Origin of the sequence: Micromonospora sp. NPDC023814 (genome assembly GCF_040639595.1) — a bacterium.
GTDB lineage: Bacteria > Actinomycetota > Actinomycetes > Mycobacteriales > Micromonosporaceae > Micromonospora.
Genome location: NZ_JBFAAF010000108.1, coordinates 1 through 16,799 on the forward strand (window position 1 = coordinate 1; position 16,799 = coordinate 16,799).

Sequence of the window (16,799 nt, forward strand, 5' to 3'; positions counted from 1 at the left end):
CCGCCACCAGGCCCGCGCACGCTGGTTCCACCAACGCACCCGACTGAACCGCGACTACGCCCTGGTCAGCTAACAAATGGCGGCTGCCGTACTAGGAAGACGGTGGCAAGAATAAGGACGCGGGCGCTGAGGATGCGTCGGCTCTGCCGCAGTTTCGCACCATCCATCATCGCCTTACCCAGAAGTCGCGTTGGGCTAGGCTGCCGTCCGAAGTCTGCGCGGTAACGCAGGCTCTCACGAATACGTACCTCAAGGTCGTCGTACATCTTCGCCCCCACGTCCAGTCGAAAGCTAGGCACCCTGCTGGTTGTCATAACTGCGCTGTTCCTCCTGATAGGAAAGAAATGGAACCTGAGGCGGGGAGTCCGGCCCGTTGGGCGCCCCGCAACCAGGTCCGCCTTCGGTTCGCGCGTTGGTCACAGTTGGAAGACGTGGCCACACCCGTCGCGCGTTGACAAGGCACCAGGTCCAGCCGTAGCAGCAGCTACTGATGAACGACGGCGCCGGAGGCCCGACATTCAGGTGACCGCCAAACTGCCATCCCGATGCTCCTATGGATGTCAACTGCGCATAACGAGACAAAGCCACTCTGGGGCATCGAAGTTTTCTGCCGTCCGGATTCCGGCCATGTCGTCCGGCCGCGTTTGGGCTGGTCCGCGCCACGTCTATCGGGAGTGACGCCGCGAGGAGTGACCGACAGAGGCGCGAATCCGGCCATCGCGATGTGAGTCCGTCCGGCATCGGAACATCCGAGCACCCGTGGAGCACCCCCGGTCCCGACTGCTGCCCGCTCGTCGGCCGCTTCTCCTGACCCCGGCCTGGCGGAGGGCTATGGCGGCTGCCCAGCGAGGAGGTCCGAGCCGGTTGCGCTCATCGACACACTCGGGGCCAAACTCGGCATCGATGACCGGCGGCAGCGGGAGGTTCCGTCCCTGGCGTCCGCTTTCAACCCTCGGCCTGCGCTCGACGCCTCCCATAATGCAGGCATTATTTCTGGGCTATAGTGGGTGCGTGAGCGAGTGGGAGGTCGGCCTTACCCAGGACGTCGAGGGCTGGCTGCTTGACCTAGCCAAGTCTGACCCTGACTCCGCTGACCAGGTCGCTGCGGCCATTGATCTGCTCGCCGCTGAGGGGCCAGCGCTCGGTCGATCGTTGGTTGACCGGTCAAGGGCTCGAACTACAAGAACATGAAGGAGTTGCGGCCAGGCTCGGCAGGGGGAACCGAGATCCGTATCCTGTTCGCCTTCGACCCTCAGCGGGAAGCCATCCTGCTGGTGGCGGGTGACAAAAGCGGCAACTGGAAGGGCTGGTACGAAACCAGCATCCTCGAAGCCGACAAGAAGTTCGCCGAGCATCTGCGAGAGCTGAAGGGACAGCACTGATGGCGCAAAGCTGGCGGGATGTCCGCTCCCGCATGAACCTCGACGAGGCCAAGGTTGAGCAGCACAAGGAGCGCATGCGCGGCGAGGTACGCGCAACGCGGCTACGTGAGATGCGCGAGAAGCGCGGCCTGACTCAGCAGCAGGTTGCCGACCGCATGAACGTTTCACAGCCGCGCGTCGCCGCCATCGAGAGCGGCGAACTGCCGAAGACTGAGGTCGGCACGGTTGCTCGGTACATCGCTGCCCTTGGCGGCAAGGCCGAGTTTGTTGCCGAGTTCGATGGCGAACGTGTGACCCTCAGCTGACGCCAAGGGCCCCGAGTCCGGCCCGGTCGAGGCGGTCCAGCAGGCTGGGCTTACGCGCGTGTCGCTCTCGCAACTGACGCATCCGTTGCCGAAACGCCTCGCTGTCGCCGTCGCGGTCGGCCAGCGCCTTCAGGTCGGACAGCAGGACGACGGCGGCGTCGTACTCCTTCGGTCGTTTCGTCTCGACCATCGCCGCGATCCGCTGCCACTCCTGCTCCTGCCGTCCGGCGAGCGCGTTCAGCCGCTGCTCGCGGGCAGCGGCAACCGCCCGCTCCTGCCGCTCCCGCTCAGCCGCTTCACGCTGCCGGGCGAGCTGCTGTCGCCGTGACCAGCGTTCCCCCGCCCGGGCCAGCAGCTCCCCGGCGGTGCGTCCGGCGCCTGCCCGCTCGTCCGGGGCCGCACAGCGGAAGCGGGCCAGCAGTTCCGACCGCAGGTGCGCGTCGTCGCCGCGCATCAGCCGTACGACAACCTCGTTCTTCTCCGGCTCGGGTAGCGCCTTCACCCACCGGGACAGCGCCGCCGTCGACGGCACTGTCTCCTTCAGCGGCGTGCTCGTCTCGGCTGCCACGGTGAGCAGTTCCGGGTCCAGCCGCAGGAAGTCGACCAGGGCGTGCTGTGGCCCGGACAGCTCCCCCAGGCCGGGCGGGACGGGCGGTTCCGGCTCGCCGTCGGCCAGTTCCCGATTCTGTACGCACAGCAGCCACGCCAGGTACAGCAACCGCCGATCCCCGACGGCCAACTCGGCCCGCGCGGGAAGTATCGCGGCGAGGTGACCCCCGCCCTCGTACTCCTCGTCGCCGTCCTCATCCTCGCTCTGTAGATCGAGGATGACGTGGGTGCGGGTCGCCCACGAACAGGCCGACTCCCCGACGCAGTACTCCGCCGCCGTGGCCGGGTCCAACACCCCGACCGGCAGCCGCAGCGCCACCCGGTGCGTGCCCCAGTTCGCCAGATACAGGAACGCGTCGAAGTACCGCTGCATCCACTCCCGCGGGTCGCCCTTCAGGTCACCCCACTGGTAGTCGTTGACGAAGCTCGACGAGGTGATCCGCGCCCGCGTCGACAACGCCCGCAGCTCCCGCTGCTGTACCGATGTCAACGGCCGGTCGACCGCCACGAACTCGTAGTACTGGTACTCACTCACCGCCGACATCCTCCACCACAGCGATCATCCGCACGCCCAACGCCGGTACGCCTCGACCCACTGCGCGCCGGCCGGTGCCGGCTCCGGCATGGGAAGATCGAGGATGTCGATCGCCTGACGGATTTCTTCTCGATGGCAGATCGCCACCACCGCGCCGTGGCGCAGGTCGACCCGCCGCACCGTCACCTCGACACCCAGGACCCGCGTCGTGAACGGCACCGCCAAGTGCTCCTCGATCATCGTGAACAGGCCGGTCAGCTGCTCGTCATCGTCGTAGGCGTCGACCGCCGCCTCGTCGACCAACGCGTCCAACTCGGCCCCGCTGAGTGCACCCACCGCAGCACCCTACGACAGCTCCTGTGCCCCTCCCGAATCACCTCGTCCGCTGACCGGGCGGCCAGCCGATGCGACCGGCTCAGACCGCACGACGTGCCGTGAGCCGCCACGGGCGGCGCCGGACAGCGGACGCGCGCCAGCGGGAGAATGGGCGAATGTTCGTCCTGCGCGCGACCGCGAAGCTGCGCCAACGCATCGGCCCGTCCGCCCCGTACGAAGGCGAGAACTCCACGACGTTGCTCGGCGACTGGTACGCCACCATGCTGCTGTGGCGACCGCAGGTCGCCCTGCTCGTCAACGAGCGCACGCTGCTGCCGGCGCTCATGCCCCTCGCACCTGCCGCCACCATGACGGCCCGGGTCGCCGACCAGGTCGGCGACGTGCTTGCCGCCCACGGCGTGCCCGGCTCCTTGATTCACGCCGAGATCGACCAGATGAGCGAGTACCGAATCGCGCCGACGGCCAATCGCAGCATCGTCGGCGTCATGAACGAGTTCGCCTTCCTCGCCGACACCTGGCGCGACGCCGCCAGGCCGAACCTTCTCGAACTCGCCGTACGGCTGGCCGCGACACCGTGTAGCCCGCTCTACCAGCGCCACGTCAGCCCCGACCGTGAGCTCACGGCCCTCGTGCAGCAGATCAGCTCGTAAGAGGATCGTGGGTATGTCGGTGTGTCATCGGCCACCAGACGTCGGGACGGCCGCGCGATGGACAACTTCCTCGGTCGTCAGCGGACTGCGCGGATGGTGGCTCAGGCACATTGGAGCCTGCATCTTGGCGAACCGGGCACCTTCAACCCCGACGTAGAACTGCCCTGTCCGCATTTTGCCGATATCTGGGACATCGGTGCCCTTCGCTCTGGCCACCTCCCGAGCTGCCTCAATCTGGACTGGTGCGGTCAGTAGGCCGAAAAACTGGGTAGCGGCGTTGCCGGGAATCTGGTTGTGCAACGCCTTCGGAGACTGCGTGGCGAAGACCAAGCCCAGCCCGTACTTGCGGGCCTGTGAGGTCAGAGCCAGGGTGCTCTCTGTGCAAGCGGTGACGGCGCCGGATGGAGCGAGGGTCTGGGCCTCGTCCATCACGAAGAGCCCACCAAGTGGCCGGTCGGCGGCCGGATTGCGCTTGATCCAGGTGAACAAGGCAAGCTGCAACTGATTCACGAAGCTCTGACGCTGATGATTCTCGGGCAACCCGACAAAACTGATCACCGATACTCGGGCCCGCCGGCCAGGATTCGGAGTGAGCAGCTCGCCAGGATCAACGGGGGTGCCGACGCCGCCGAACAGTGGATCGTCGATCAGCGCGGCCTTGAGTAGCTGGGCAATGCCCGCTCCCAGCTTGGGCGCGCCATCGAGCTGACTCACCCCGTCCGGCAGGTCGTTGAGCACCTCGACGAACTCGCGCAGGTCGTTGGCACCGGTGCGGGCGTAGCTGATCAGCGCCTCGCGCAGCACGGCTCGACCCAGCCGAGCCTTGTCCGTGCCGCCGCTCACCCGGGCATGCGGGGCGAGCGTGGCGACGGCGGCGTTCACCGCAGCGGTGAACCCGTCCGGGTCGTCAAGTACGTCGGCAAACTTCGGCAGCGGCTGGAAGGTCAACGGTCGGCCGCTCTGCCGCCCTGGCGTCCAGATCACGACGTCAGTTCCGGACAGGTATGCCTCGGCCCGATTCGCGTCGTCCGATCGCCACCCGACCGGCGGCGTTGGCCACGCTTCGCCGAGTCGGGCCAGGTCGTTGTTCGGGTCAAGGACGATCGCGGAAACACCACGCAGTGCGCACTCTTCGACCAGACGGCGAATCAGGACAGTCTTACCGGAGCCGGTACCGGCGAAGATCACCGTGTGCCGTCGCAGTGACTCGAGGTTGATCCGCACGGGATCCGGTCGCCCGGCGACAGCTCCGAGAGTCAGGGACCTGGGATCAATCCCGGCGACCGGCCGGGCGCCCGGTGCCCCCTGTGCGGCCGCCGACTCCGTCGAACGGTGCGCGAGGGTGGCGAGCGTCGGCGTCGCCGTGACCGGTGCCCGTTCGATCACCCGGGCCGGTGAAGGCATCTGCGGCTCGGCCGCCGGGGCCGACTTCGGCTCGGCTACTGTTCGCGGTTGCGGCTCCGACGCGACACGCCGACTGCCCAACGACTCCCTGAGGCAGGTGATGTCCGACGCCGGTCGCCGGTCGGCGAACCACGGCCGCAACGTCTCCAGCCCGTAATGCTGAATGAGCTGTTCGAGGGCGGCCATCCGGCAGATGTCCGCAGCGGGAAAGGGAAGCGTCCGGCCGCCGGCCCGCTCGAACGCATCCAGCACCTCGCGAGTACGGGCGCCGGCCGACCAGGGTGCGCTGCGTAGCAGGAACAGTCGGCGCTTGGCGATTCCCTCGGTGAGCCCGGCGGTGGTGACGGCGTTTCGGATTCGGTTGAGCGCAGCGATGTGGTGCGACGCGGAAACCGCCCGGAAGGACCAGTGCTCCTCGTCCTCACTCTCCTCATCGAGGCTGTGTCGCAGCCGTGCGTGCAGGGCCGGCTTTCCGCCGGCCGGGAGCGGATCGAGACTGAAGGCCTCGACGGTGTTTCCCTGCTCGGCTATCCACGCGGTCAGTCCGGCCTGCAACAGCGGCGGAACCCGGACGTCCTCGGATTGCTGGAGTGTGGCGAGCGCGGAGTCCGCCTGGGTGATCAAGACTGCGTAACGGGCGTCGATCTTGTCGAACTCGTCTCCTCGGTCGCCGGCGGGCGGCGCGTGAACCGCCCGGGTCGGCTCGGCCACGACGGCAGCCTGGTCGGCGGTCGAGTGCAGCAGATGCCGGAGCTCTCGCACCTCGCCGGCCACCAGGCAGGCCCGGACGTGCGAGTCGATCCGGCGGAGCAGTTCGCGGGGGGTGAAGCCGACGACCTCATCGAGCGCGGACCGGTGGATCGGCCAGGTCGGATACGGCGGCTCGAACCCGAGTTCGTCGAAGATCACCGCGAACCGCTTTTCGATCAGTTCCCGACCCACTTCGCTGGAGGGGATCTCCTTGAGCGGGGCAGCTTCCCGGAACCGGTCCTGGACCGTGTCGGTAGCCTGCTCCTTGACGTTTCGCCAGGTCTGCGGCAGGCAGGACACGACGGACAGCGATCGCCTGGTGGTCTCCCGCAAGGCCATCAGCCCGCTGGCGACCTGCTCCAGCAGCAGCGACGTCTGCCAGTCCGTCTCGCCCCGGACGTCCTGGTTGGTCGCCTTGACAGATTGGGCCACCATCAGGTCGATCTGGTCGACCGCGATCACCGTCGGACCGACCATAGCCAGCAGCCGTGATGCGTCCCGAACCACCTCCTGCGGGGCCCGTCGGCTGCGCCGCAGGCCCCACCCAGCTCGGGTGCCGGGCTCCTCTTCGTCGCTGGAACAGAGGAAGTCGTAGCCGATGTCCTGCACCGCCGCAGGTTCGGCGGCGTAGAGCACAAGTGCTCGCGCCGTGTCCTGGCATTCGGTGCCGATCTGACGATTCGCCTTGCGGATCAAATCGACGAAGGCGTCGAGCGCGGATCGGCTTAGTTCGGTTTCCCCGGTGACCGCTCGGCGTACCGACCGTGGGGAGCCGACCATGTCCGCCAGCCGGCGCAGGAACGTACGCAGTTGCGTCGTTCCGTCCGGCATCGGCCTGGCGAAGTCTGCGAGCATCGACATTGCAGTGCTGTGCCAGAACGCGCGGGCCTCCAGCAGCGCGACCAGGAAGAAGAAGCCACCGCGCAGTTGCACCTCCTGGCGCACCGTACCGAGCAGGTGGGTCTTGCCCGTACCCCGTTGGCCCAGGATGGCGACGCCCACCGGGCTGGAGTCGGCACTGCCGTCGGCCTCGATAAAGCTGTCCAGCACTGTGTTGACGACGTCGTGGTGCAGGCCCTCAACGTGGAACGGGGCCGGTTTCCAAACGTCGTCCGGCGTCGGAGCCCAGTTGAACCTCAGTGCGGCCAGGGCACGCCGCTCCTCGTCGGCCATCATGACGAGATAGCGATGAGGTGCTTTTCCTGGTTGCCAATGCTCACGGCGGCGGCTCGCTCCTCCGGCCTGAGTACCTTCTGGTTGGATTCGGGCACAAGATGGACGTTCCGTTCACGATTCAGCTGAATCAGGGCGGCGTCGACCTCCGCGCGGGACAGGTCGTCGAGCACGGAGCGCAGGTCGGAGAGCATGACGTAGTCGCCGGGCGTAGCGGCCAACCCTTGGTACGCCTGCCGTACCAGCGTGATCGGGTCGACCTGTCGGCCTGGTACCGCGCTGGAAGCCGGTGGCGCGGCCAGCGCCGAGACGACGTCGTCACCCCTGATCTGCAGCCGGAACAGGTCGTCCGCGCGGGTGCCCGAATGGTCGATGAGTCGGCGCAGGAAGTCCAGTGCGACGTAGAGCGTCCCACCGGGGCTACCGGCACCCTTTGGCGGTTCCGCCCCCAGTTCCTCGGCGGCCCGGCTCCATCCCTCGTCTGTCAACGCCAGGGTGATTGGCTTTTCGGTGACCTCGATCAGCCTGAGCGACAGCAGCCTGCGCCGGTGATCGGCTTTCAAGCCGATCCCGGCGATATTGGTGAAGTAGGTCTGCGGCAATGGGGTCGCCTTGATCATGAGCGTGATGAGAATGCACCGGTCAACGAGCGAAAGTTCTTTTTCCGGCATGCGGATGCTCCTCTGCGGCGCGCGTCTTCGCCACGCTCACGGTCATGATCGAAGACTCGAAGGGGTGGCCGTGCTTCCGGCAACGGGGCTGCCCGTGCCCGGGCCGATTCTGCCCACGGTGCCCGGCGAGCGCAAGGTCACCTATCCCGCTGCAGAAAGCCGACAGCGCGATTTAGTGGATCTCCAGCGGGCCTGCTTGGACGGGGTGACTAAAACATCTGTTCGAGGCGGCGGCAAGTGATCGGGTGGCTGACCGTTGCATAGTGTCGGCAGCAAGAGGCAGCATGATTGATCGGCGAGAGGCATGTCGGCTATTCGCGTACCGAGACCTCTCATGTGCCCTTTCCTGCGAAAACGTCCCGGAGGCGACCGTGCAGTCTGAGGTGGTCCGTTACCAGGTCGACGACGAAACGGTCGCCCTGATCGAGGTCGAGCCACCTGCCGGCTTCCAGCCCGCTGGAGTCGGCGACGTCGCCGGCTGGGTGCGGGAATCCGCCGCGTCGGCGGTCGCCGCCGCGAAGGAGCTGTTGGAGCAGGTGAAGACGGTCTCCCCGGATGCCGTCGAAGTGAAGTTCGGGGTCAAGGCCACCGGGACCGCGAGTTGGGTGGTCGCCAAGGCGACTGGTGAAGCCAACTTCGAGGTCACTCTCCACTGGCACGCGGCCGGCTCCCCGGAGATCGGCACGAGGACGCAGCGTTGACGGACGGGGTGGCCGGTGAGCGCAGTCCCTGACGACAGCCCGTGGGCAGTCGCCCTCCATCGGGGAAACCAGCACGCACCGGTGGGCACCGGCATAGTCATCGACACGAACCTCGTCCTCACCTGTCACCACGTGGCATTCGCCGCCGATGGCACGCTTTACAGCGACCTCTCGGTCGCATTCCCCCGCGCACCCAAGGTCAAGTATTTCGATCGATGCAAGGTCCGCCAATGCCTGCACGACGGCAAGCGGGCCGCGCATGTCGACCTGGTCCTGCTCGAACTTGCCGAGCCAGTGCCCACCACCGTCGCACCGGCGAGGCTGCGCTGCCTGGAGCCCAAGCCGCTGATCGGCCGTCCCTTCTGGGCCTATGGATACCCGGCAGGGATAGCCGGTGGCACCTCGGCAACCGGCACCGTCACCGAAATCGGTGGTTGGGGGCACGTCATGATCGAGAGTGGCGATGGCGGTGCGCTGAGCAAGGGGTTCAGCGGCGGTGCCGTCTGGTCGCCGGAATACCAGGCGGTGATCGGTGTCGTCGTCTCCGCCGATAGCCAGGGCAAGGGCCAGGCCGTAGCGCTGCACTACGTCGATGAGCAGCTACCCGAGATGAAGTTGGGAGCACTCTCCGCATGGCGGGTCGAGGATGCGGACGACACGGCTCTCTCGGCCTGGGGGTGGAGACTCAGCACCGACGGTGAAGCCGGTCGCCACTGGCTGCCCAGAGCACGCGGCGTGGCTGTCGATACCGAGGGCGGCGCTCGATTTCGCGGCCGCACCGCCGCCCTACGGCGAGTTGTGGACTGGATTGACGTGCCAGCGCTGGTCACCCGGCCACTGATCGTGACCGGATCTCCTGGCGTGGGCAAGTCCGCTGTCCTTGGCCGGATCGTCACCACCGCCGACCGGCAGATCCGCGCGACCCTGTCGGACAACGACGTTGCCGTTCGGGCCACACTGGGCTCGGTCTCGTGCGCCGTGCACGCCAAGGGCAAGACCGCCATCGAGGTGGCGACCGAGATCGCCTGTGCGGTCGCCGTTGACCTGCCCGGCACGCCGGCCGACCTGGTGCCGGTGGTGCGCGAGCGGCTGGAGCGGCAGCCCGCCCACTTCGCCCTGATCATCGACGCGCTCGACGAGGCCGCCGACCCTGGCCATGCTCGGGAAATCATCAGCAACGTCTTGGGGCCGTTGGCCCGCGATTGCGGCCAGTACGGGGTCCGGGTGGTGGTCGGCACCCGGCGCTCCGACGACCGAGGCGATCTGCTCGCCTGCTTCGGTGACGATGCCGAGCTGATCGACCTGGACACACCGGAGTACTTCGCCGAGTCCGATCTCGTCAACTACGCTCAGGCCACCTTGCAGTTGATCGGCGCCGAGCGCCCTGCCAACCCATATACGGACCCCGCCTCAGCCGTACCGCTCGCCCGGCGAATCGCCGCTCTGGCCAAGGGAAATTTCCTCGTCGCCGGCCTCGTCGCGCGGGCGCACGCGTTGCGCGACAGTGAGCCAGTCGACCCCGCCACGGTGTCGTTCACCGCGACCGTGGCGCACGCGCTGGACGCGTACCTCGCCGGTTTGCCGGCGGCGGGCTCGACCTCCGCCCGACTGGCGCTGACCGCTCTGGCGTACGCGGAGACACCGGGGCTGCCGTTGTCCCTGTGGCATGTTGCGGTGACGGCCCTCGGCGGGACGGTCACCGAGGCGGAACTCGGCGGCTTCGCCCGTACCTCGGCGGCGAACTTCCTCGTCGAGACGGGCGGCGGCGCGCAGCCCGCGTACCGGCTGTTCCACCAGGCCCTCAACGATGCGTTGCTGGCGGATCGCGACGCGCGGGCGTCGCGTCGGGACGACCAACGCCGGTTGGTGTCCGCCTGGTCCGAGCTGGCCGATGCCACCGGTTGGGCCGCCGCCCCTGACTACCTGCTGCGGTCGTTGCCCCAGCACGCCGCCGGGGCCGGGCTCGTCGAACGGTTGCTCACGGACGAGGGCTATCTGCGACACGCGCACCTGGACCGGCTGCTCACTGTCGTTGACACAGAGCAGCAACCGATGGCGCCGCTACCCCGGGCCCGGGCCCGGCTGCTGCAACGCACGCCGCTGGCGGTGGCAGCGGGACCGGCCGAGCGCGCCGCACTGTTCTCGGTCGTCGACCGCCTCGACGGCCTCAACAGCGGCATCGTGGCCGATGCGGCACCGTACCGCGCACGGTGGGCGCACACCCCTCCCCGGCAGGAACGCAGCGTGCTCGACGGGCACTCGCAGGCCGTCTACGACGTCGCCGCCGTCGAGATCGACAGCCGGTGGCTGCTCGCCTCCGTAGGTGACGACGGCACGGTCCGGCTCTGGGATCCGCTGACGAATCAGGCCGAGCAGGTCTTCACCTGCCACGACGACACGATCCGCAGTGTGTGCGCCGTACGGACTGCTGCCGATGAGGTGCTGATCGCTACCGCCAGCCACGACGGCACGGTTGGGCTGTGGGATCCGCGGACTGGATACCGCCGGCACGAACTGCGTGGACACCACGACTGGGTACGCAACATCTGTGCCATTCCACTGCCCGACGGGGACCTGCTCGCCTCGGCCGGGGACGACCGCACGGTACGGGTGTGGGACCCGGTCACCGGCGCCCAGCGGTACGAGTTGACCGGCCACGTCGGCTGGGTTACGGCCGTGACGTACGTGCCGGCCGGCGGCCGGCACCTGCTGGCCTCCACCGGTTACGACGGCGGGATCCGAATCTGGCCACTGACCGCTCATGACGGGCCGACGCTGACTCTCACCGGCCACGTCGGCTGGGTCACCACCCTCTGCGCGGTCCGCACGCCCGATGGCATGCTGCTCGCCTCGGCGGGCTACGACGGAACAGTCCGCTTGTGGAACCCGCTGACCGGTCAGCCGGTCCGGGTCCTCCATACCGGCGGACCGATAACCGACCTCTGTACGGTCGACATCGAGGGCGGCTGCCTGCTTGCGTCCACGGGCGAGGACGGGCTCATCCGGCTCTGGGAAGTGCCGACATGGACGAGCCGACCGAGCCTACGGGGGCATGCGACTTGGATTCGCGCGGTGTGCGAACTGCGGAGCGCGAAGAACCGGATGCTGGCCACCGCCGGAGACGATGGCACTGTTCGGTTGTGGGATCCGGCCGGAGGCCAGCCGGACACCGTCGCCGCCCAGGATCGCTTCGGGCCGGTGAACGCGCTCTGCCGCGTGCCCGGCGAGCGGCCGGCGGTGCTGGCTTCGGGCAGCGCTGACGGCCAGGTGCGATTCTGGGACGCCGACACTGGTGAGCGGCTGCTGGAGTTCAAGACGCGAGGGGGCGCCGTCAACGCGATGTGTGCAGTCGCTGACGACGAGGAGCCGTTGATTCTCACCACCCGCGACGACAACGTGGTCGCGACGTGGGACGCCCGAGACGGCTCGCCGGTACGGGAGATGGCCGAACACCATGCCCCGGTCGTGGCGGTCTGCCCGATCGTCATCAACGGTGAGACGCTGGTCGCATCTGCTGGCGACGACCAGGCGATCCGGCTGTGGCATCCGCACACCGGTGCCATACGGACGGTTCTGCTCGGGCACGTCACCCGTGCCTGGGTAACCGCGCTGGCCACCGTCAGGTGGTCGGGCTTCGAGGCGCTCGCCTCGGCGGACAAGAGCGGCACCGTCATGCTGTGGGCTGGCGGAGACAACCCGCTCTGGACTCAGCAGGGCCACCAGGATGCGGTGAACACGCTGTGCGGCGTTACGGTGGCGGGCCGGCCGGCGCTGGTCTCAGCCAGCGCGGACCACACGATCCGGATGTGGGACGCTGAGCGGGGCCAGCCGGTGAGATGGTTCATCGGACACTGCGGCCCCGTCACCGGACTCGACTTGGTGGAGGTCGGCGGCCGTACCCTCCTCGCCTCGACGAGCCGGGACCGTACGGTGCGGATCTGGGATCTGGTGACCGGTCGGACGGTGCGGACGATCCCCGTCTACCATCCGGCGCTCGCCTGCCGCACCGTCGGCGACACACTGCTGGTGGGTGTGGACCAGGGACTGCTGGCATTGGAAATCACCGCTTGAGGCTGCACCAACTCCGATCCTGAACCGGAAAAGCAGCGAAAAGGAGGGCATACGCAGCGAGGCGCGCGCAACAGGTCGGACACCAGCACGATGGCAGAATCATTTCCTTCGGTCGTTTCGTCACGACCGTCGCCGCGATCCGCTGCCACTCCTGGTCCACCCGTCCCGCGAGCGTGTCCAGCCGCTGCTCGCGGCCAGTGGCATCCGCCTGCTTCCGCCGCTCGCGCACGGCCGCCTCACGCTGCTTGGCGAGCTGCGACGTTGCTCGGCGACTGGTACGCCACCATGGTGCCGTGGCGACCGCAGGTCGCGCTGCTCGTCAACGAGCGCACGCTGCTGCCGGCGCTCATGCCCCTCGTACCTGCCGCCACCATGCCGACCCGGGTCGCCGACCAGGTCGGCGACGTGCTTGCCGCCCACGGCGCGCCCGACCCTTCGATCTCGCGCCGAGATCGACCAGATGAGCGAGTACCGAATCGCGCCGACGGCCAATCGCAGCATCGTCGGCGTCATGAACGAGTTCGCCTTCCTCGCCGACACCTGGCGCGACGCCGCCAGGCCGAACCTTCTCGAACTCGCCGTACGGCTGGCCGCGACACCGTGTAGCCCGTTCTACCAGCGCCACGTCAGCCCCGACCGTGAGCTCACAGCCATCGTGCAGCAGTCCCCAACGATCTGGTGAAGCCGGCCGGTCTTTAGTCACCTATATTAGATCAAAGTCGCCTTAATTGCCCACGGCAGTCGAGTGGGTTGCTGTTATCCGATCTCTCCGGGGTTTGTCCGCGCCGGTTTCCGCTGGTCCGCGCTGTGGCTACCCATGGTGATCCCGTGATCGTTCGCCGGTCTGGGGCGGAATCCGGTATTCGTTCGGCGCGTCCGTAGGGCCCGAGGAACGTCCGAGCACCCGCGGAGCACCCGACCCATCGTCCAATGCGGGATCGGTTGATTTCGGGGTCGCGGTGGTCGTAGGCGCGGCGCCTGCGATCACGGCGGTGTCGAGCCCTACGCGGCGCAACACCGCCCGCATCTTCATGTTGTACAGCGGCCCAGTCCGATGAGCGTCGCCACCGTCGAGATCGGCGAGGTGTAGTGAGGCCCTTTGACTGTGGCGGTGGGCAGCTTTGCCGACGGTTTCGTAGAGCGTCGCCGCCGCAGCCGACGTCGGGGGCAGGTTCCAGGTAATGAAGTCGACGTTGCTCCAGCCCTCCACGAAGTCTCCCCGCGCGGCGGGTCCACACAGTCCCAGCCCGGCATCGGGGTATCCAAGCCATGGCGGCCTGAGCCTCGGCCGACACCTCGGTGACCAGGTGACTGAGACTCCGGCTGAACGGCAAGGGCTGAACGGCGCGCCAGTTGATGACGGCGAGGGCCCTGTTCAGCATCTGCTGAAACTGGGGATGGCTGGCGGCCTGTCGGGCGGCGGGGGCATCGAGCCATTGGGCTGCCACGAAGCCCTCGTCCCGGGCTGGTGTCGTGACGGTGGTGGTCGTCGTAAAGAGGAACCAGTCGACGGTCTTCGCCGCGGGTGTCCCGTCGTTGTCGGTGAAGGTATAAGCCTCCTGGCCGAGGTACGCGCCGTAGTGTGTATCTGCCAGACCGGCTTCCTCGGCCACCTCACGCTTGGCTGCTTGAAGTGGTGCCTCGCCCGGCTCCAGGCGACCCTTCGGGGCGACGGTCTGTCGTTCGCCGGTCTTTCGGACCTGATCGAGAAGCAGGATGGAAGGAGCGTTTAGATCATCGGTTATGACGATGGCGCCGGCGGAGGCGTATCGACGGATCATGGCTGCGTGTCTCCCGGGGCTGTCTGGATGGCCTTGAGTGCGTCGCGGAGACGGGTTCCGAGGGTGTTGATGTCGGTTTTGTCGATCCAATGATCGGCAATGGCGGGCCAGGTCGGGATCTGTTCGAGGACCCGCTTAGCAGGGCGACGACCGCGGGCTGAGCGTTGTCGGCATCGATGACAACCGCCAAGCGGGTGGTGCTCTGGCCGCCGTCGTTGTCCATGCCCTCACCTGCCGGGTGGGGGTGGGGGTGGGGGCGTGTTAGCCGCAGCCGGCGGCTGCGCAGCGGGTGCCGACGAAGGTGTGGCGCGGATCGGCATGAGGAACGGAACCATGGCCAATGCCTGGTCGCCGCAGCGGAAGTACGCGAAGAGTCCGCTCACTCGAAGATCATGTCGCCGATGCCGTAGTTATCCCACCACGACGGTCGGTGTTTACGTACGGTCCCGGCGACTCGTGTGAGCAGTAGCCAGTTGCCGTTCAGTACCAGCGCGGCGTCTTCCATCTGGGTGGCGAGTACGCGGCTTACGGCCGACACCATGTTGGGGATCGCGGCCTCGGGCTGGTCGTTCTTGCGCATGTGGAAGACGACGTTGACGTACGCGTCTGGCTCCCACTCCCATTGGGTTCCGTCGTCGTTCTCGGCGTCGAAGTAGCCGTGGCTGCCCCCAGAAACGGTGATGGTGTACCCGAGCTCCTCGTCGAGACCGCCGCTGAGCAACCGAGGGTAGCCGGGCAGGGCCGACTCTTCGACGCCTTCCGGGGCGACGACCGAGGCGACCTGCTCCAGCGGGATGTCACCCGCCAGTGTCAACCGGTATTCGATACCCACCTGCTGCCTGCCTTCTCAGTCTCGCGGGACGATCTGAATGATCGCACCGCTTCGGGTCACCGCCGCCAGTTCCTTGAGATGCTCGATCGGCCAGTCGTCGAACTGCTTCTGCAGGGCGGCGAGGTCGCCGCGCCAGTCCTGCAGGTTCAACACCACGCGTTGGGTCTGTTGGCTCGTCACCTTGCCCGAGACCTCCGTCCACACCCCGCGCACCGCCTTGGCCGGAGTGGGCGAGTAGCAGTCGAAGACGTGACCTTCAACCAGGTAATCCGGATCCTTGTCCGGCTTCCCCACGTCGCCGGTTTTCAGCCGTGCATCGGCGATCTCCGGTCTCGTCGGGTTCTGGTGTACCAGGTAGCCCTCGCGTGCCAGGGTGTCGGCGCACTCGTTCTCCAGCTCCAGCGATCGTCGTACCGTGTCGTCCTCGCGGGGTGGGATCTTGGTACGTGGCCCGGTCGGCGACCCGCCCTGAACACCGGTGGGGTGCCTGCTCCACGCTGTCGGGCTGTGGCCGTGGGAGGTGCCGTCACTCGAGGCGGGAGTCGTTGGGGTCGGGTTTCCGGTGGCGTACGGGGTAGGGCTGGCCGGTGTGGGACCGCCAGCCCTGATCAGTTTCCCGACCCCAGCTGCCGCGCTTCGGCGACGGCCGTATCGACGGCCTGGCGGGCGGAACCAGCGCGCTGGACCAGGGACACCAGGACCTGTTTGACGCTCTCCAGTGACTGCAGCAGCGGCCCGGGCTGCCCGCCCTGGAGAACTATGCCGACGAGTTGCTGTGCCTCACCGACCTGGGTGATGACAGCAGCCGCCGCGTCACGGGCGCTGTCAACACCGGCCTGGACCGGCATCAGCACGGCGATGGTCTCCTGGGGAGTGGCTTCGCGGGAAACGGCGGCAGTCGTCTTCGTGGCCTCGCCTATCGATCTGGCAATGCCGCCCAATCCGCCCTGAACCGACGCGATCGCATCTCGCACCCGGGCCATGCCCGCTGCCACCGCGGCGAAGCCGGCGCCTGCGGCACGCAGCGCCACCTGTTGCGCCTGGTTGTCGGCAGCGGCGGCCAGCCCCTGGGCTCTGTCCACACCGGTCATCAAGACCCGCAGCTCACCGGTGACCAGCTCGATGTGCGACACCGTGTCTCCTATCGATGACCATGGTGAGGGCTGTCCAAGTTACCCGACACCTCGATGCCACGCGTGAGGGGTTGGCTACGCATTCCGGGATTCCTTCCTCCCTGAGGCCGGGCTGACCGGCCTGCGCATCGACCGGCAGGAGCAAGAGGATGGAGGAGCCACAGCGCGGGTCTTCGGCGTCCCGATCGCGTGACTCATGTGGGCTAGGCGGACGTGGGCACCTCGGCGGCGTGGCCGAGCGCGGCGTGGCCGTTAGCGGCGGCTTGCTCGGCTTTGTTGAGGGGACGTGTCGTTGGTGATCACCAGGCTGGTGCGTTGGTTGTCGGCTTAGAGCGACCGGCAGTAGGTCTGGGATCTGGGCAGACGGGACCCCTGGGTAGTGACAGGCACGGGGCCATTGATCATCGGAGTTCTCTACGCTTCGTGACCGATGGAGTCCCGTGCCTGCGCTGCCATCTTCGTTGTT

Annotated in this window: 13 protein-coding genes and 2 pseudogenes; 6 read left to right on the top strand and 9 right to left on the bottom strand. The window is 67.6% G+C overall.

The window, feature by feature from the left end:
- Nucleotides 1-978: 978 nt before the first annotated feature.
- Together AB0G14_RS32515 and AB0G14_RS32520 are read left to right on the top strand one after the other, a co-directional pair.
- A pseudogene (locus tag AB0G14_RS32515) lies at nucleotides 979-1,382 on the top strand (type II toxin-antitoxin system RelE/ParE family toxin).
- Nucleotides 1,382-1,687: a helix-turn-helix transcriptional regulator gene (locus AB0G14_RS32520; RefSeq protein ID WP_357704102.1), complete on the top strand. Its 306-nt coding sequence runs from the start codon at nucleotides 1,382-1,384 to the stop codon at nucleotides 1,685-1,687. Before AB0G14_RS32515 ends, AB0G14_RS32520 begins: the two are co-directional and overlap by 1 nt.
- Here the strand turns inward: AB0G14_RS32520 and AB0G14_RS32525 are convergent.
- Both AB0G14_RS32525 and AB0G14_RS32530 read right to left on the bottom strand, forming a co-directional pair.
- Nucleotides 1,680-2,831, bottom strand: a complete 1,152-nt coding sequence (locus tag AB0G14_RS32525; RefSeq protein ID WP_357704104.1) for a hypothetical protein — start codon at nucleotides 2,829-2,831, stop codon at nucleotides 1,680-1,682. The genes AB0G14_RS32520 and AB0G14_RS32525 overlap by 8 nt on opposite strands.
- Before the next feature lie 24 nt (nucleotides 2,832-2,855).
- Nucleotides 2,856-3,167 (bottom strand): hypothetical protein, encoded by a 312-nt coding sequence (locus AB0G14_RS32530; protein WP_357704106.1) that lies wholly within the window; start codon nucleotides 3,165-3,167, stop codon nucleotides 2,856-2,858.
- Between the two features lie 155 nt (nucleotides 3,168-3,322).
- Here AB0G14_RS32530 and AB0G14_RS32535 point away from each other — a divergent pair, with 155 nt between their 5' ends.
- Nucleotides 3,323-3,817, top strand: a complete 495-nt coding sequence (locus AB0G14_RS32535) for a hypothetical protein (protein WP_357704108.1) — start codon at nucleotides 3,323-3,325, stop codon at nucleotides 3,815-3,817.
- A gap of 24 nt (nucleotides 3,818-3,841) precedes the next feature.
- Here AB0G14_RS32535 and AB0G14_RS32540 read toward each other — a convergent pair whose 3' ends face one another.
- Together AB0G14_RS32540 and AB0G14_RS32545 are read right to left on the bottom strand one after the other, a co-directional pair.
- Nucleotides 3,842-7,144 carry an ATP-binding protein gene (locus tag AB0G14_RS32540; protein ID WP_357704110.1) on the bottom strand — a complete coding sequence of 1,101 codons (3,303 nt, stop codon included), beginning with the start codon at nucleotides 7,142-7,144 and terminating at the stop codon, nucleotides 3,842-3,844.
- Complete coding sequence (locus AB0G14_RS32545) at nucleotides 7,144-7,815, bottom strand: hypothetical protein (RefSeq protein WP_357704112.1); 672 nt, start codon at nucleotides 7,813-7,815, stop codon at nucleotides 7,144-7,146. The genes AB0G14_RS32540 and AB0G14_RS32545 overlap by 1 nt, the downstream gene beginning before the upstream one ends.
- 371 nt (nucleotides 7,816-8,186) lie before the next feature.
- Between AB0G14_RS32545 and AB0G14_RS32550 the strand changes: the two genes are divergently transcribed.
- From AB0G14_RS32550 to AB0G14_RS32560, 3 genes are all read left to right on the top strand, one after another.
- Nucleotides 8,187-8,516 carry a CU044_2847 family protein gene (locus AB0G14_RS32550; RefSeq protein WP_357704114.1) on the top strand — a complete coding sequence of 110 codons (330 nt, stop codon included), beginning with the start codon at nucleotides 8,187-8,189 and terminating at the stop codon, nucleotides 8,514-8,516.
- A 15-nt stretch (nucleotides 8,517-8,531) separates the two neighbouring features.
- Complete coding sequence (locus tag AB0G14_RS32555) at nucleotides 8,532-12,587, top strand: trypsin-like peptidase domain-containing protein (RefSeq protein WP_357704116.1); 4,056 nt, start codon at nucleotides 8,532-8,534, stop codon at nucleotides 12,585-12,587.
- Nucleotides 12,588-13,047: 460 nt separating this feature from the next.
- Nucleotides 13,048-13,269: a hypothetical protein gene (locus AB0G14_RS32560; protein ID WP_357704118.1), complete on the top strand. Its 222-nt coding sequence runs from the start codon at nucleotides 13,048-13,050 to the stop codon at nucleotides 13,267-13,269.
- Nucleotides 13,270-13,398: 129 nt separating this feature from the next.
- Here the strand turns inward: AB0G14_RS32560 and AB0G14_RS32565 are convergent, their stop codons facing one another.
- The 5 genes and pseudogenes from AB0G14_RS32565 to AB0G14_RS32585 all read right to left on the bottom strand — a co-directional run bounded on the left by AB0G14_RS32565 (nucleotide 13,399) and on the right by AB0G14_RS32585 (nucleotide 16,333).
- Nucleotides 13,399-13,797 carry a hypothetical protein gene (locus tag AB0G14_RS32565; RefSeq protein ID WP_357704125.1) on the bottom strand — a complete coding sequence of 133 codons (399 nt, stop codon included), beginning with the start codon at nucleotides 13,795-13,797 and terminating at the stop codon, nucleotides 13,399-13,401.
- A 253-nt stretch (nucleotides 13,798-14,050) separates the two neighbouring features.
- Nucleotides 14,051-14,368, bottom strand: a pseudogene (locus AB0G14_RS32570) (NUDIX domain-containing protein); the annotation flags it as partial.
- Nucleotides 14,369-14,747: 379 nt separating this feature from the next.
- On the bottom strand, nucleotides 14,748-15,200 hold the full coding sequence (locus tag AB0G14_RS32575) for a SitI3 family protein (protein ID WP_357704120.1): 453 nt from the start codon (nucleotides 15,198-15,200) through the stop codon (nucleotides 14,748-14,750).
- Nucleotides 15,201-15,215: 15 nt separating this feature from the next.
- Nucleotides 15,216-15,638 (bottom strand): hypothetical protein, encoded by a 423-nt coding sequence (locus AB0G14_RS32580; protein WP_357704124.1) that lies wholly within the window; start codon nucleotides 15,636-15,638, stop codon nucleotides 15,216-15,218.
- A gap of 170 nt (nucleotides 15,639-15,808) precedes the next feature.
- On the bottom strand, nucleotides 15,809-16,333 hold the full coding sequence (locus tag AB0G14_RS32585) for a DUF6244 family protein (protein ID WP_357704122.1): 525 nt from the start codon (nucleotides 16,331-16,333) through the stop codon (nucleotides 15,809-15,811).
- Nucleotides 16,334-16,799: the final 466 nt, after the last annotated feature.

What these genes read in the sequence shown, in the direction of transcription:
- AB0G14_RS32520 (WP_357704102.1), top strand. Translation starts at nt 1,382, where the DNA reads ATGGCGCAAAGCTGGCGGGATGTCCGCTCCCGCATGAACCTCGACGAG.
- AB0G14_RS32535 (WP_357704108.1), top strand. Translation starts at nt 3,323, where the DNA reads ATGTTCGTCCTGCGCGCGACCGCGAAGCTGCGCCAACGCATCGGCCCG.
- AB0G14_RS32540 (WP_357704110.1), bottom strand. Translation starts at nt 7,144, where the DNA reads ATGGCCGACGAGGAGCGGCGTGCCCTGGCCGCACTGAGGTTCAACTGG.
- AB0G14_RS32545 (WP_357704112.1), bottom strand. Translation starts at nt 7,815, where the DNA reads ATGCCGGAAAAAGAACTTTCGCTCGTTGACCGGTGCATTCTCATCACG.
- AB0G14_RS32560 (WP_357704118.1), top strand. Translation starts at nt 13,048, where the DNA reads ATGAGCGAGTACCGAATCGCGCCGACGGCCAATCGCAGCATCGTCGGC.